The 15,203-nt window shown below is 72.3% G+C and carries 11 protein-coding genes and 1 pseudogene; 8 read left to right on the top strand and 4 right to left on the bottom strand.

Going from position 1 to position 15,203, the window contains the following annotated elements; all coding sequences use genetic code 11:
- Positions 1-6: 6 nt before the first annotated feature.
- The 4 genes from AN216_RS16435 to AN216_RS16420 are packed head-to-tail and all read right to left on the bottom strand — an operon-like array spanning position 7 to position 5,548.
- A complete protein-coding gene (locus AN216_RS16435; RefSeq protein ID WP_070197446.1) occupies positions 7-2,391 on the bottom strand; it encodes a transglutaminase TgpA family protein in 2,385 nt (794 codons plus the stop codon).
- Positions 2,388-3,929, bottom strand: coding sequence for a DUF58 domain-containing protein (locus AN216_RS16430; RefSeq protein ID WP_070197445.1), 1,542 nt, complete (start codon positions 3,927-3,929; stop codon positions 2,388-2,390). The genes AN216_RS16435 and AN216_RS16430 overlap by 4 nt, the downstream gene beginning before the upstream one ends.
- Positions 3,929-4,975: an AAA family ATPase gene (locus tag AN216_RS16425; RefSeq protein WP_070197536.1), complete on the bottom strand. Its 1,047-nt coding sequence runs from the start codon at positions 4,973-4,975 to the stop codon at positions 3,929-3,931. Before AN216_RS16425 ends, AN216_RS16430 begins: the two co-directional genes overlap by 1 nt.
- 33 nt (positions 4,976-5,008) lie before the next feature.
- On the bottom strand, positions 5,009-5,548 hold the full coding sequence (locus AN216_RS16420; RefSeq protein ID WP_070197444.1) for a beta-class carbonic anhydrase: 540 nt from the start codon (positions 5,546-5,548) through the stop codon (positions 5,009-5,011).
- Positions 5,549-5,848: 300 nt separating this feature from the next.
- On the opposite strand from AN216_RS16420, the gene rsmH reads away from it, so the two are divergent.
- The 8 genes and pseudogenes from rsmH to AN216_RS30720 form a co-directional block, all read left to right on the top strand.
- Positions 5,849-6,808, top strand: coding sequence for a 16S rRNA (cytosine(1402)-N(4))-methyltransferase RsmH (gene rsmH / locus AN216_RS16415; protein WP_070197443.1), 960 nt, complete (start codon positions 5,849-5,851; stop codon positions 6,806-6,808).
- Positions 6,805-7,182 carry a cell division protein FtsL gene (ftsL, locus tag AN216_RS16410; RefSeq protein WP_070197442.1) on the top strand — a complete coding sequence of 126 codons (378 nt, stop codon included), beginning with the start codon at positions 6,805-6,807 and terminating at the stop codon, positions 7,180-7,182. The genes rsmH and ftsL overlap by 4 nt, the downstream gene beginning before the upstream one ends.
- A complete protein-coding gene (locus AN216_RS16405) occupies positions 7,179-9,224 on the top strand; it encodes a peptidoglycan D,D-transpeptidase FtsI family protein (RefSeq protein ID WP_420855751.1) in 2,046 nt (681 codons plus the stop codon). The genes ftsL and AN216_RS16405 overlap by 4 nt, the downstream gene beginning before the upstream one ends.
- Before the next feature lie 106 nt (positions 9,225-9,330).
- On the top strand, positions 9,331-11,013 hold the full coding sequence (locus AN216_RS16400; protein WP_070197440.1) for a UDP-N-acetylmuramoyl-L-alanyl-D-glutamate--2,6-diaminopimelate ligase: 1,683 nt from the start codon (positions 9,331-9,333) through the stop codon (positions 11,011-11,013).
- Positions 11,010-12,413 (top strand): UDP-N-acetylmuramoyl-tripeptide--D-alanyl-D-alanine ligase, encoded by a 1,404-nt coding sequence (locus tag AN216_RS16395; RefSeq protein WP_070197439.1) that lies wholly within the window; start codon positions 11,010-11,012, stop codon positions 12,411-12,413. The genes AN216_RS16400 and AN216_RS16395 overlap by 4 nt, the downstream gene beginning before the upstream one ends.
- The gene (gene mraY, locus AN216_RS16390) at positions 12,410-13,474 is read left to right on the top strand and encodes a phospho-N-acetylmuramoyl-pentapeptide-transferase (RefSeq protein ID WP_070197438.1); all 1,065 of its coding nucleotides are present in this window, start codon (positions 12,410-12,412) and stop codon (positions 13,472-13,474) included. Before AN216_RS16395 ends, mraY begins: the two co-directional genes overlap by 4 nt.
- Positions 13,471-14,916, top strand: coding sequence for a UDP-N-acetylmuramoyl-L-alanine--D-glutamate ligase (gene murD / locus AN216_RS16385; RefSeq protein ID WP_244502497.1), 1,446 nt, complete (start codon positions 13,471-13,473; stop codon positions 14,914-14,916). Before mraY ends, murD begins: the two co-directional genes overlap by 4 nt.
- 82 nt (positions 14,917-14,998) lie before the next feature.
- Positions 14,999-15,203: pseudogene (locus AN216_RS30720) on the top strand (hypothetical protein); the annotation flags it as partial.

The raw sequence follows: 15,203 nt of genomic DNA, 5'->3' as shown, positions 1-15,203 counted from the left end.
CTCACTTCACTTCGCGACGCGTGGCCGCAACGCGCTACGACACCGCCCGGAGATCCGCGCCCAGCGTTCCGCCGCCGCCCACTTCACTCGAACGGCCGAACGCGGCAGCAGCAAAGCCCGTAGCCGCGCCCCCCGCGTACTCGCCGCACCCAAGGCCTCCCGCACCCGCCGCACGTCCCGGCCCAGACCGTCAGCCGGCTCCGGCACGGGCGCGAACAGCACCTGCTCGACCGCGCTCGCCACCCGTCGCGCCGCCTCCGTGGCCGCCGGATCCAGCCCGCCGTCCCGTACGAGCCGGGCCACAGCAGTGCGCGGCGTGGCCGACTCGTCCGGCACGATGCCGTAGTCCCAGCCGATGTCCAGGAGTTCCCGCCAGCCGGCGAGCGCGTCCGCGTCGCCGCGCAGCCGTCTGGACCGGACCCGGGTGCGCCACAGCAACGGCAGTAGCGGTACGCCGAGCACGGTCACCACGCCCACGCCCGCCAGCAGCACGCTGCCTAGCGGGAACCCGGAGCCGTCGCCGGGGCCGCGGCCCGGTGGCGCGGCGATCTGCCCGCACTCGGGGTCGGCGCGCTTCTGCTCGACGGTGCACTCCTGGCTGGGGGTCGGCTGGGCCGAGGGCTCCTCGCTGGGCTCTGGAGTGGGTCGCTGGGTCGGCTCCCCGGGGTCGTCGCGGTTCTGCTCCGGCGCGTCCGGCAGCGCGTAGTCGGGTGTCGAGCCGCGGGTCGGGGTCGGCTCGAAGCGGGTCCAGCCGACTCCCTCGAAGTACAGCTCGGGCCAGGCGTGCGCGTCCCGCAGCCCGACGCTGGTCCGCCCGTCGCTACCGGCCGTGCCCGGGGTGAAGCCGACGGCCACCCGGGCCGGGATGTCCAGTGTCCGGGCCATCGCGGCCATGGAGAAGGCGAAGTGGACGCAGAAGCCCTCCTTCTGCTGCAGGAAGCGGACGATAGCGGCCGAGCCGCTGCCCGCCCGCACCTGCGTGTCGTACGTGAAGCCGCCGTCCTGGGTGAACCACTCCTGGAGGGCCATCGCGCGCTCGTAGTCGGTCTTCGCGGCGCTGGTGATCCGCTGAGCCTGCTTGTGCACCTCGGAGGGCAGCGAGTCGGGGACCTGGGTGTACTCCTCGCGGATCTCCCGCGGTGCCGCGCCGGCCTGCTTCAGCTGAGTCGCGGTGGGTTGCACGACCAGACTCTCCACCTCGTACCGCTTGCCCCTGGTCGTCTGTCCCCGGTCCCCGACGAGTGTCCGGCCCTCCGGCTCGAACCGCCACCGACCGTCGATCTTCACCCGGCTCGCGGGAAACGGCATCGGCAGCCAGTTCTGCGCGTAGTCCTCGGCCGCCTTGACGGTCGTACGCACCGTGCGGGTCCGCACGTCCCGGTCGAGTCCGGCGGGGGCGGGCAGTTGCTCGGGGACCTCGGTGATGCGCCGCTCGGAGGGCTTCCAGGACGAGCCGTCGAACTGGTCGAGAGCGACGATCCGCAGGTACATCTCGTCCGGAGCCGGCGAGTTCGTACGGTAGGTCAGCACCGTGCGGTTCTCCGGCTGGTTGAGGCTGTCCTGCAGGGCGACCACCGGATTCACCGCCGAGACGGTGCTGTCGCCGCTCCGCCCGGAGTCCGAGGGAGTCAGCGAGTCGAGCAGCCCGCCGCCCAGGGAGGGCAACGCCGCGGGCACCGCCAGCGCGATGCCGAGGGCCAGCGCGCCGATGCGGCGTCCGGTACGGACGGACGCCGCCGCTCCGCCGGGACGGTACGGACGCCGCTTCCCGGCCGGCGCCGGCGTGCCGCGAGCGTGGTTCTCGAAGATCTGCCCCCACTGGGACAGTCGCTCCCTGCCCTCGGCCAGGAGCAGCAGCAGATAGCCTGCCGCCGCGCACAGGAACCACAGCCAGCGCCCGCCACCCTCGCCCAGGCCGGCGGCGACCGAGTAGAGCGCCAGCAGCGGTAGCCCGGCGGGGGCGGCGCTGCGGTAGGTGACCGCCACGACGTCCACCAGCAGCGCCACCACCAGTACTCCGCCGACCAACATGAGCCGTATGCCCTCGGTGGCCGGTGCCGGGACCGCGAACCGGCCCACGTCCTGGCTGCCGGTCTCCATCAGCTCCCCGAGCGCCCGGAAGGCGTCGGGGGTGGGCAGCACTCCCGCGAGCGCGTGCTCCGACACGAAGAACGCCGTCAGCAACAGCAGGGACACCACGGCCTGGATGGCCACCGTCAGCGGCCGGGGGAGCGGCACGCGCCGCGCCGCGGCACCCACGCACGTCTGCACCAGGATCAGCAGCGTGACTTCCAGCAGCCAGGTCGCCGGGGTCACCAGCGGCAGCAGCGCGCTGGCGGCCGCGATCGTGGCCACGCCCGCGCACACCGAGAGCCTTCCCTGCCCGCTCATTGCCCCAGCCCCTTCGCCGTGCTCCCCGTCGTCGACTCCTGCCAGAGCGTGGTCAGCGCCACTCCCGGCCCGCCCGGCAGCGCCAGCCAACCGGCCTCCCGTAGCACCGGCACCGTCCCTCCCGCGAGGCCCGCCGCCGGGACGTCGGGCCCCGTGCCAGGTGCGTCGGGGCGCGTGGCGGTCTGCTCGGACGGGCCGCCCTGCTCGTACGCCACCGCGTCCGTGTCCTGCACCAGTTCGGGTTGGGCGCAGAACGCCACGGCTCGGCCGGCCTGCCGTCGCATCCGGGCCACCAAGGAGGTCTGTTCCTCGTCCAACTCGCCCAGAAACGCGATGAGAAGCCCTTCCCGCCCGTTCGTGGAAGTGCGCAACGCCTCGTAGGCACGCTCGAGGCTCTCCTCCGTCGAGTGCTCCACCACGGCCAGCGTGTCCAGCAGCAGCCCGCCGGTGGCCGAGGCCACGCCCCCGAACCCGCCGCCGAGTCCGTCGGCCGGAGCGTCGGCGCCGCTGTCCGGGCCGGGCGTCAGCGCACCCGTGTCGGTGAGCAACCGGACCGCGTAACCACGCTCCAGCAGGTGCAGGCACGTCGAGGCGGCCCCGGATACCGCCCACTCGAAGGGCGAGTCCGGTCCGGAGCCCGCGTACGCGTCCCGGCGGGTGTCGAGCAGCACGGTGCAGCGTGGTCGTTGTGGCTGTTCCTCGCGGCGGACCATCAGCTCGCCGTGCCGCGCGGTGGAGCGCCAGTGCACCCGGCGCAGGTCGTCGCCGTGCCGGTAGCCGCGCGGGACCACGTCGTCGTCACCGGCCAGCGCCAGGGCACGCTGCCGGCCGTCGCCGAATCCCTCGTTGTGCCCGATCAGCCGGCCCGGCGGCAGCGGTTCGGTACGCGGCACCACGGTGAGCGTGTCGTACTGGCTGAACGAGCGGGTCAGCTCGCACATCCCGAACGGGTCCGTCAGCCGCAGCTGCAGCGGGCCCAGCGGGAACCGGCCACGCAGGTCCGAACGCACCCGGTACGAGACCTCCCGCGCCCCGGCCGGCTCCACCCGGTCCAGCACGAACCGCGGACGTGGCCCGAGGACGTACGGCACCCGGTCCTGCAGCATCAGCAGTCCGGTCGGGAGTCGGGAGACGTTGTCGATCCGCAGACACACCCGGGACTCACTGTGCGCCGGCACCCGGTCGGGGGACAACTGCCGCGATCCGGCGACCCGGTGCCGGGTGCGGTGCAGCACGACCACGCAGACCAGCGGCAACACGGCCAGCAGCAGCCCCACCCGGAGCAGGTCCGGTTGTCCGAGGACGTACGCGCACACGGCCGCGGCACCACCCGCGGCGAGGAAGGAGCGGCCCCGGGTGGTGAGCCCGCCGAACGCCGTGCGCAGCGAGCCGCGCTCGTCGCCCGTCGAGGACTCCCCCCGCCCCGGGTCAGCGCCGTAAGCCGGGTCCGAACCGGAGCGGGGGCCGGTGCCGTGGCTCGGGCCGTGGCCCGGACCATGCTCCGGGCCCGGGTAGGGCCCAGGCCCAGCCGCGGACATCACACACCCCGAGGCGGCTGCCGACCGTGGTCCGGCCCGCTGGCCGCCGCGCTGGTCCCGGTCGCGCCGGCGCCCCGCGCGGACGCCGAGGGAACCGGCGTACGCTGCAGGATCTCGGTCACGATCTGCTCGGCTCCCCGTCGGTGCAGTTGCGCCTGCGCGGTCGGCAGCAGCCGGTGCGCCAGCACGGGCACGGCCAGCGCCTGTACGTCGTCGGGCAGCGCGAACTGCCGTCCGCCCAGCGCCGCGCCGGCCCGGGCGGCCCGTAGCAGGTGCAGGGTGGCGCGGGGGGAGGCGCCGAGCCGTAGGTCCGGGTGGCCGCGGGTGGCGGCGACCAGTTCCACGGCGTAGCGGCGCACGGCGCCCGAGACGTGGACGCCGCGCACCGCCTCCATCAGCTTCAGGATCTCGTGCGCGTGCGCCACTGGCTGCAGGTCGTCCAGCGGCGAGGTGCCGCCGTGCACGTCCAGCATCTCCAACTCGGCGGCCGGGCTGGGATAGCCGATGGAGATCCGCGCCATGAAGCGGTCCCGTTGCGCCTCCGGCAGCGGGTAGGTGCCCTCCATCTCCACCGGGTTCTGGGTGGCGACGACGAGGAACGGCTCGGGCAGCGGATAGGTGTGCCCGTCGATGGTCACCTGCCGCTCCTCGAGCGACTCCAACAGCGCGGACTGGGTCTTGGGTGAGGCGCGGTTGATCTCGTCCCCGATCACGACCTGGGAGAAGATCGCGCCGGGCTTGAACTCGAACTCGTGCCGCTGCTGGTCGTAGACGCTCACCCCGGTGATGTCGGAGGGCAGCAGGTCCGGCGTGAACTGGATGCGGCGCACCGAGCAGTCGATGGACCGGGCGAGCGCTTTGGCCAGCATGGTCTTGCCCACGCCCGGGACGTCCTCGATCAGCAGGTGGCCCTCGGCGAGGAGCACGGTCAGTGACAGCCGTACCACCTCGGGCTTGCCCTCGATCACGCTCTCCACCGAGCGGCGGACCTCGTCCGCGGTGGTGGTCAGATCGCTCAGGCTCACGTCTTCGTCATACGTCGTCACTTGGCCCATTCTTCACGTCGAGGCTGGGTCACGTCACCGTTCCGCGGTGACACCGGGATCGATCTCGCGCAGCAGACCGGTGCGTACGTCGAAGACGAAGCCCCGTACGTCGTCCCGGAAGGGGAGGAACGGCGAGTTGCGCACCCGCTGGATCGCCTGACGCATGTCGCTGTCCAGGTCCCAGAACGCCTCGACCGCCCAGGGCGGTCGCTGCCCCACCGCCAGTTCCACGTCGTGCCGGAAGTCCTCGGTGATGTCCAGCAGCCCACAGCCGGTGTGGTGAATGAGTACCACCGAGCGGGTGCCCAGGGCGCGCTGGCTGATGGTGAGCGAGCGGATGGTGTCGTCGGTGACCACCCCGCCGGCGTTCCGGATGGTGTGACAGTCGCCCAGCTCCAGGCCCAGCGCCCGGTGCAGGTCGATGCGTGCGTCCATACAGGCGACTACGGCGACGCCGAGCACCGGGCGGGCGTCCATGCCCGGATCGGTGAACTCAGCGGAGTACTGGGCGTTGGCGGCGAGCAGGCGATCGGTGACACCGGCTTGCGAGGGTTCGGCTGCTGAGGGCGACATGGTTACGACGTTATCTCCCTTGTGCCGTGCCGCGCGCGGCGGTCCGCCGGGACGCGCCTGGGCAGTTGGTTGACCGGGGGGACGAGTGGGCTAAAGTGACGCGAAGTGGGAGGCGTGACACTCCTCCTGGACCGGGTCCCTCGCCTGACTGGACGCGCACGCGCGGCTCGGCCTCCTCCCGCTCAAGCCGTCTGACGTCCCTTCCCCGGCGCCAGCAGGCCGCTGCCGCAGCGGAGCGGGCGGGGACCAGGGCGCACGTGAGCGGACAGGCCGGGGTGCCCGTCGGAGCTGAGAGGGCACATGAGTACGAACCAGCGGCACGTCCCGGTGCTGCGCCAGCGCTGTCTGGACCTGCTCGCGCCCGCCCTCGCCGAGCCGGGTGCCACGGTCGTCGACTGCACCCTCGGTCTCGGCGGGCACGCCGAGGCACTGCTGGCCACCTTCCCCACCGCCCGGCTGATCGGCCTGGACCGTGACCGCTCGGCGCTGGAACTCGCCGGCGAACGGCTGGCGCCGTACGGCGACCGGGTCACCCTGCGGCACGCGGTGTACGACGAATTGCCCGCCGTGCTGGACCGCCTGGGCACGCCCCGGGTGCAGGGCGTGCTCTTCGACCTCGGGGTCTCCTCGATGCAGCTGGACGAGCCGGACCGCGGCTTCGCCTATGCCCGGGACGCGCCCCTGGACATGCGGATGGACCAGGCGACCGGCATCGCCGCGGCCGAGGTGCTGAACACCTATCCGGCTGGTGAGCTGGTGCGGATTCTGCGCAGCTACGGGGAGGAGAAGCAGGCTCGGCGGATCGTCGAGGCGGTCGTACGGGAACGGGCCGTCGCGCCGTTCGAGAGCAGCGCCCGGCTGGTCGAGGTGATCCGGGAGGCGCTGCCGCAGGCGGTGAAACGTACTGGCGGGAACCCGGCCAAGCGGACGTTCCAGGCACTTCGGATCGAGGTGAACGGCGAGTTGGCGGTGCTGGAGCGGGCCGTACCAGCCGGGCTGGACGCTCTCGCGGTGGGCGGCCGGATGGTCGTGCTCTCGTACCACTCGCTGGAGGACCGGCTGGTGAAGCGGACGCTCGCCGCCGGAGCAGCCAACACGGCGCCGGAGGGACTGCCGGTGGTCCCGGAGCGCTACCAGCCACGGTTGCGGCTGCTCACCCGGGGCGCCGAGCCGCCCACCGAGGAGGAGACCGCCGACAATCCGCGTGCCGCTCCCGCGCGGTTGCGCGGGGCCGAGCGCATCAGGGAGGCACACCCTTGACCGCAGCACGACGGCTCGCCAGGTTGGCGAACCTGACCCCGGCCGGTGGCGCGAGAGCCGCCCGCACTCCGTACGTCCTGCTGATCGTGCTGCTGCTCGGTTCCGGGCTGTTGGCGCTGCTGTTCCTCAACGCGTCCGTCAATCAGGACTCCTTCGAGCTGACCGAGCTGAAGCAGGAGAACCGGGAACTCTCCGACGAGCAGCAGGCGCTGGAGCAGGAGGTGAACTCCTACTCGGCGCCCGGGGCGCTCGAGGAGCGGGCCCGTGAGCTGGGCATGGTCCCCGGCGGGCCACCCGCCTTCCTGGCCCCCGACGGCTCGGTGCGCGGCTCGCCGAAGCCGGCCCCGGACGAGGAGGGTGGCGACGCCCCGTGAGTGAGCGGCCCAGGCGGCCCCGTCGCGAACCCGGCTCCGGGGGCGGGCGGTCCGTGGGCGGGCGGGAGTCCGGAGCCCCGGGTTTGGAGCGGTCCGGCCGGGACGGGCCCGGCCGTGGTGGTTCCGGTCGGGACCCCGGTCGGGACGGTCCCCGCCGTGGCGGGTCGAGCCCCCGGGACCCCGCCGCCCGGGCGCCGGAGGGCATGGCGCTGCGGTTGGCCCGCCCCCGGCCTCGGTTGCGGCTGATGGGCGTGCTGCTCACGCTGGTGCTGCTGGCCTGCACCGTACGGCTGTTGCAGGTGCAGGCGGTGAACGCCGACACGTTCGTGCAGAAGGCGGCGGTCAACCGCTACATCACGGTGCCGCTCGCCGCCGAGCGCGGCACCATGACCGCTCGGGACGGCACGCCGCTGGCCACCACGGTGGACGCGTACGACATCACCGCGGACCCGTACCTCTTCACCCCGGACCAGACCGACGTGCCGGACGCGCCGGCCCAGGCCGCGGCCCTGCTGGCGCCGATCCTGGGCAAGGACGAGCAGCGGATGACGGAGAAGCTGTCCCGGGAGGACACCCGGTACGTGGTGCTGGCGCGTAAGCGGTCACCACAGGTCTGGCGGCAGATCGAGGATCTCAAGGGTGCCCTGGCGGACAAGGAGGCTTCCGGTAACGCGGCGAACGTACTGGCCGGCGTCTACTCCGAGGAGCACGCCAAGCGGGTCTACCCGAACGACAAGCTGGCCGCGAGCGTGCTCGGCTTCGTCAACGCTGCCGGCAAGGGCGGCGGCGGACTGGAAGCCAAGCTGAACAAGCAGCTCAGGGGCGAGGACGGCAAGATCACCTACACCCAGTCCGGTGGCCGCCAGGTGCCCACCGCGGGGGAGGAGGAGAAGTCGCCGGTGCAGGGCGAGGACGTCGAACTCACCCTGCACCGGGACATCCAGTGGGCCGCCCAACGGGCGATCCGGGAACAGGTCCGGGAGTCCGAGGCGGACAGCGGCTCCGTCGTCGTGCAGGACACCGCGACGGGCGAGCTGCTGGGCGTCGCCAACGCCCCGACGTTCGATCCCAACAAGGTGGGCCAGGCCGAACGCGACACCCTGGGAAACGCCGCGTTGCAGGACGCCTTCGAACCGGGCTCGACGTCCAAGGTGATGTCCATGGCCGCGGTGCTGGAGGAGGACGCGGCCACGCCCCGTACGCGGGTGACCGTGCCCAACCGGCTACCCAGGGCGGATCGTTCGTTCGCGGACGACATCGACCACCCCACCTGGCAGCTGACGCTCAACGGCGTACTGGCCAAGTCCAGCAACATCGGCACCATCCTGGCCACCGAGCAGCTCGGCAGGACCCAGAACCAGGCGAACAAGGTGCTGCACTCGTACCTGCGTGCCTTCGGTCTCGGCAGGGAGACGGGCCTGAACTTCCCGGGCGAGACCCCCGGGCTGCTCGCCGCCCCCGCCGACTGGTCGGGGTCGCAGCAGTACACGATCCCGTTCGGGCAGGGTCTGTCGATGACCGCGGTGCAGGCCGCCTCGGTCTATTCCACGGTCGCCAACGGCGGCGTACGCCTCGCCCCCTCGCTCGTACGGGGCAGCACCGGGCCGGACGGGGAGTTCACCGCGGCGGACGAACCGGCCGAGCGGCGGGTGATCAGCGAGCGGACCTCGGACACTCTGGCGAGAATGCTGGAGTCGGTCGTCGCCAGTGACGAGGGCACCGGGACCGTCGCGCGGATTCCCGGCTACCGGGTCGCGGGCAAGACCGGCACGGCCAATCGGGTGGACCCGGAAACCGGCGAGTACAAGGGCTACACCGCCTCCTTCGCCGGTTTCGCGCCCGCCGACAAGCCGCAGGTGACCGTCTACTGCGCGGTGCAGAATCCGCGTAAGGGAAGCTACTTCGGAAGTGAGGTGTGCGGTCCGGTCTTCAAGGAGGTCATGGAGTTCTCCCTGAAGGCCCTGCAGATCCCGCCCACCGGCGACGAGGCGAAGCCGCTCCCGGTGTTCGCCGAGCAGGACAGTGAGGACGGATCGGGCTAGGGCGGTGAACCGATCACGTGGCCCGACCGCCCGGCACACACCAGACCCACCAGAACCACCACCAGCCCAGAGCGCGCCCAGCGCGACGAACGACACGGAGCAGCGCGTGCAGCAGACCACCGACAGTGCGTGGCGCCCCCACCACCCCGCGCACCCCTCGTTTAGCGGGTCCGCAGGTGTGCCCGGTACGCTCACGGCCGTGCCACAAGCTGATCAGAACCCCACCGTGCCGCCCCGTCCGGAGCGGCTACGCCCGGTGCCGTTGGCGGAACTCGCCGGGCAGCTGGGTGTGGTCGTGCCGGACTCGGAGGCGGCGGCCACCGGCATCACGCACGACTCCCGCGCGGTGCTGCCCGGTGACATCTACGCGGCGCTGCCCGGCGCCCGGTTCCACGGCGCGGACTTCGCCACCCAGGCGGCGAGTCTCGGAGCGGTCGCGGTGCTCACCGACCCGACCGGGACCGAACGGGCGGCGGCCACCGGCCTGACGGTGCTCACCGTCCCCGAACCACGGGCCCGGATGGGCGCGCTCGCCGCGCGGATCTACGGTCGCCCGGGCGAGGACCTGCTGCAGGTCGGCATCACCGGCACCTCCGGCAAGACGACTACGGCCTATCTGATCGAGGGTGGTCTCCGGGCCGCCGCGGCCAAGGAGGGCGCCCTCACCGGGCTGATCGGCACCGTGGAGTCCCGGATCGGGGACGAACGGCTCAAGGCGGAGCGTACGACGCCGGAAGCCACCGAGCTGCAGGCGCTGTTCGCCGTGATGCGGGAGCGCGGGGTGCGCTCGGTCGCGATGGAGGTGTCCAGCCACGCGCTGGTGCTGGGCCGGGTGGACGGCTGCGTGTTCGACGTGGCGGTCTTCAACAACCTCAGCCCGGAACACCTCGACTTCCACCCGGACATGGAGGACTACTTCCGGGCCAAGCGGCAGCTGTTCACCGAGGAGCGCTCGCGCGCCGGCGTGGTGAACTTCGACGACGAGTACGGCTTCCGGCTGATCGGCGAGTCCGAGGTGCCCGTCACGACCTTCTCCGCCGAGGGTCACCCGGACGCCGACTGGCGTGCCGAGGGGGTCGAGGTGGGGCCGAAGGGCTCGACGTTCACCGCGGTGGGCCCGGACGGCGTACGCGTACCGGCTGTCGCGCCGATCGCCGGGCCGTTCAACGTCGCCAACGCGCTGGCCGCGCTGACCGCCCTGGCGGTCGCCGGCATCGACCCCGGGCTCGCCGCGGAGGGCATCGGCGCGGTTCCCGGGGTGCCGGGCCGGCTGGAGCGGGTGGAGGCGGGCCAGGACTATCTGGCGGTCGTCGACTACGCGCACAAGCCGGACGCGGTCGAGTCCGTCCTCTACGCCCTCCGCAAGGTCACCGAGGGCCGGGTGCACACCGTGCTCGGCTGCGGTGGCGACCGGGACCCGTACAAGCGTGCCGCGATGGGCGCCGCGCTCGCGCGGCTGTCCGACACCGCGGTGCTGACCTCCGACAACCCCCGCACCGAGGACCCGCTGGCGATCCTGGCCACCATGCTCGCGGGTGCCGCCGAGGTGCCCGCGTACGAACGCGGCACCGTGCTGCTCGAGGAGGACCGGGCGGCGGCGATCGCCGTCGCGGTCTCCCGCGCCGAGCCCGGGGACAGCGTGCTCGTCCTGGGCAAGGGGCACGAGCTAGGCCAGGACATCGCCGGCGTGGTCCGGCCCTTCGACGACCGCCAGGTGCTGCGCGAGGCCATCGAAGCGGCCCTCGTCTCCGGCACCGCTACCTCCGGGGCAGACGACCAGAAGCCATGATCCCCCTATCCCTAGCCGAGATCGCCACCGCCGTCTCCGGACAGCGCCGCGCCATACCCGATCCAGAGGTCCGCGTCACCGGACCCGTCGTCCACGACTCCCGGCAGGTGACCGCCGGCAGCCTGTTCGCGGCCTTCGCCGGCGCCCGCGTGGACGGTCACGAGTTCGCCGAACAGGCCGTCGCCGACGGTGCGGTGGCGGTGCTCGCCACCCGTCCGCTGGACGTGCCGACGATCGTGGTCGACGACGTCGAGGTCGCGCTGGGCGCCCTGGCCCGGCACACGGTCGCCATCCTCGGGACCGACGTGGTCGCCCTCACCGGCTCCGCCGGTAAGACCAGCACCAAGGACCTGATCGCCCAACTGCTGGAGCGGTTGGGGCCCACGGTGTGGCCGGAGGGCTCCCTGAACAACGAGATCGGCCTGCCGGTCACCGCCCTGCGTGCCGAGGAGGACACCCGGCACCTCGTCCTGGAGATGGGTGCCCGTGGCATCGGGCACATCCGCTACCTCACCGAGCTGGTGCCGCCCCGGATCGGCGTGGTGCTGAACGTCGGGGTGGCGCACATCGGGGAGTTCGGCAGCCGGGAGGGCATCGCCGAGGCGAAGGGCGAGTTGGTCGAGTCGCTGCCCGCCGCCGAGGACGGCGGAGTGGCCGTCCTGAACGCGGACGACCCCTTCGTACGCGCCATGGCGGAACGCACCCGGGCACGCGTGGTGCTGTTCGGGGAGGGCGAGGCCGCCGACGTGCGCGGTGAGAACGTCCGACTCACCGAACAGGGCCAACCGGCCTTCACGCTTCGCACACCCTCCGGGTGCAGTGACGTGACCATGCGCCTGTACGGTGAGCACCACGTGTCGAACGCGCTCGCAGCGGCTGCCGTCGCCCGCGAGTTGGGCATGTCCGTGACGGAAACCGCCGATGCGCTCTCCTCCGCGGGCACCCTCTCCCGCTGGCGTATGGAGGTCAGCGAGCGCGCCGACGGAGTCACGGTCGTCAACGACGCCTACAACGCCAATCCCGACTCGATGCGGGCCGCGCTTCGCGCGCTGGCCGCCATGGCCGGGGGCCGGCGGACCTGGGCGGTGCTTGGGGAGATGGCCGAGCTCGGTGACGAGTCGCTCACCGAGCACGACTCGGTCGGACGGCTCGCCGTCCGGCTGGACGTCCAGAAACTCGTGGCGGTGGGTGGCCGGGAGGCCGCCTGGATCGACATGGGTGCCAAGAACGAGGGTTCATGGGGTGAGGAGTCGGTGCACGTGTCCGACGCTCAGGCGGCGGTGGAGCTGCTGCGCAGAGAGCTGTGCCCGGGGGATGTGGTACTGGTGAAGGCTTCCCGTTCGGTCGGTCTGGAGCGGGTCGCACTCGACCTGCTCGGGGGCGAGGTCGCCGCCAGATGAGGCAGATCCTCTTCTCCGGAGTCATCGGGCTCTTCCTGTCGCTTATCGGCACGCCGCTGCTGATCAAGCTGCTCGCCAAGAGGGGCTACGGTCAGTTCATCCGGGACGACGGCCCGCAGAACCACCACAGCAAGCGCGGCACCCCGACCATGGGTGGCATCGCCTTCATCCTGGCCACGCTGGCCGCGTACGCCCTCACCAAGCTGATCACGGGGAGCCAGCCGACGTTCTCCGGCGTGCTCGTGCTCTTCCTGTTCGCGGGCATGGGACTGGTCGGTTTCCTGGACGACTACATCAAGATCGTCAAGCAGCGCAGTCTCGGGCTGCGTGCCAAGGCCAAGATGGCGGGACAGTTGGCGGTCGGCATCGCCTTCGCCGTCCTCGCGCTGAACTTCCCGGACGCTCGCGACCTCACCCCGGCCTCCACCAGGCTGTCCTTCACCCAGGACTTCGGTTGGTACATGGGGCCGGTGATCTTCGTGATCTGGGCGTTGTTCATGATCCTGGCCATGTCGAACGGCGTGAACCTGACCGACGGTCTGGACGGCCTGGCCACCGGCGCCTCCGTGATGGTCTTCGGCGCCTACACCTTCATCGGCATGTGGGAACACCAGGAGTCCTGCGCCAACCGGCTGACCTCCGGACCCGCCTGTTACGAGGTGCGAGATCCGCTCGATCTCGCGGTGGTCGCCGCCGCGCTGATGGGCGCCTGTTTCGGCTTCCTGTGGTGGAACACCTCGCCCGCCAAGATCTTCATGGGCGACACCGGTTCGCTGGCGCTCGGTGGTGCGCTGGCCGGGCTGGCGATCTGCTCCCGCACCGAGCTTCTCCTCGCCGTCCTCGGCGGACTGTTCGTGCTGATCACCATGTCCGTGGTGGTGCAGGTCGGCTCCTTCCGACTCACCGGGAAACGCGTGCTCAAAATGGCCCCACTACAGCACCACTTCGAACTGAAGGGATGGTCGGAAGTCCTCGTGGTGGTCCGGTTCTGGCTGATCCAGGGCATCTGCGTCATCGTCGGTCTCGGGATCTTCTACGCGGGCTGGGCGGCACTCAAGTGACCGGCGAGAACCTGACCGGCGAGGACCTGACCGGACGCCGGGTGACCGTGGCCGGCCTCGGCGTCAGCGGAATCAGCGCCGCCCGCGCGCTCGTACGTGCGGGGGCCCGGGTCACCGTCGTGGACGGCGGCGACAGCCCGAGCCACCGGGCCCGCGCCGAGGAGCTGGCCGCGGAGGCCGTCGCGGCACGGCTGGGCGACGGCGACACCCTGCCGGAGGGCACCGAGCTGATCGTCACCTCGCCCGGCTGGCCGCCGGACAGCGCGCTGTTCGCCGCGGCCGAGGCGGCCGAGGTGCCCGTCTGGGGCGACGTGGAGCTGGCCTGGCGGCTGCGCGGGCCCGACGCGGCGCCCTGGCTGGCGGTCACCGGCACCAACGGCAAGACCACCACCGTACGGATGCTCGCCGCGATGCTGGAGGCGGCGGGGCTGCGTACCGCCGCGGTGGGCAACATCGGCACGCCACTGATCGACGTGGTGCTGGGCGAACAGCCATACGACGTACTGGCCGTGGAGCTGTCCAGCTACCAGCTGCACTGGGCGCCCAGCGTCCGCGCGCACTCCGCCGCGGTGCTCAACCTGGCCCCGGACCATCTGGACTGGCACGGCTCGATGGCCGCGTACGCCGCCGACAAGGGGCGTGTCTACGAGGGCAACGAGGTCGCCTGCGTCTACAACCGCGCGGACCCGGCGACCGAGCGGCTGGTGCGAGCCGCCGACGTGGTGGAGGGTTGCCGAGCTGTGGGCTTCACCCTGAACAGCCCGGGCCCCTCCGAACTCGGCGTGGTCGAGGGCCTGTTGGTGGACCGCGCCTTCGTTCCGGACCGCCGGCAGCAGGCCGAGGAGCTGGCCGAGGTGACCGACCTCGAGCCCGCGGCCCCGCACAACATCGCCAACGCCCTGGCCGCCGCCGCCCTCGCGCGCGCGTACGGGGTGCCGCCCGAGGCGGTACGCGAGGGGCTGCGGTCCTTCCGGCCGGACACGCACCGTATCGAGTGGGTCGCGGACGTCGACGGGGTGGCGTACGTCGACGACTCCAAGGCCACCAACACCCACGCCACCAGGGCCTCGCTGGCCGCCTACGAGTCGATCGTCTGGGTCGCCGGCGGGCTCGCCAAGGGTGCCGAGTTCGACGACCTGGTGACGGCGGCCGCCGACCGCTTGCGGGGCGTCGTACTCCTCGGCGCGGACCGGGCGCGTATCCGGGAAGCCCTGACGCGACACGCCCCGGATGTCCCGGTCGTCGATCTGGAACGGACCGACACTGGGGCGATGGCCGCGGCGGTCGGGGAGGCGGCCCGGCTGGCGCACCCCGGTGACACGGTCCTGCTGGCACCGGCGTGCGCGTCGATGGACATGTTCACGAACTACAACCGGCGGGGCGAGGCCTTCGCCGACGCGGTGCGCGCCCTGGCCGCCGACCGGACCGCCGAGCATCGGTAGCCGCTGCTCCACCCGGTCATCCGCCCGGCCAGCCGCCGGGTGACCGGTGCGGCGACCCGGGGGCGAAGGAGGTGATGCGGTGATGACGGGAGAGCGGAAGTCCGCCACCTCGTCGTCCGGTGGTTCCTCCGGTGGCCCTCCTGGTGGCTCGTCCCGCTCGCGTGCCCGGTCCGCCTCCGGGCGGGAAGGCACCTCGCGTACGGACGGTCGGCGGCCGGCGGAGCGGTCGCGGGGCGCCGAGCAGCGAACCAGCGAGCGGCGGGCCACCGAGCGTGCCCGGCCCGCGC

The organism is Streptomyces oceani (assembly GCF_001751245.1).
Lineage (GTDB): Bacteria > Actinomycetota > Actinomycetes > Streptomycetales > Streptomycetaceae > Streptomyces > Streptomyces oceani.
The sequence above is the reverse complement of the archived record's forward strand: the minus strand, read 5'-3'. Positions and strand labels throughout refer to the sequence as shown.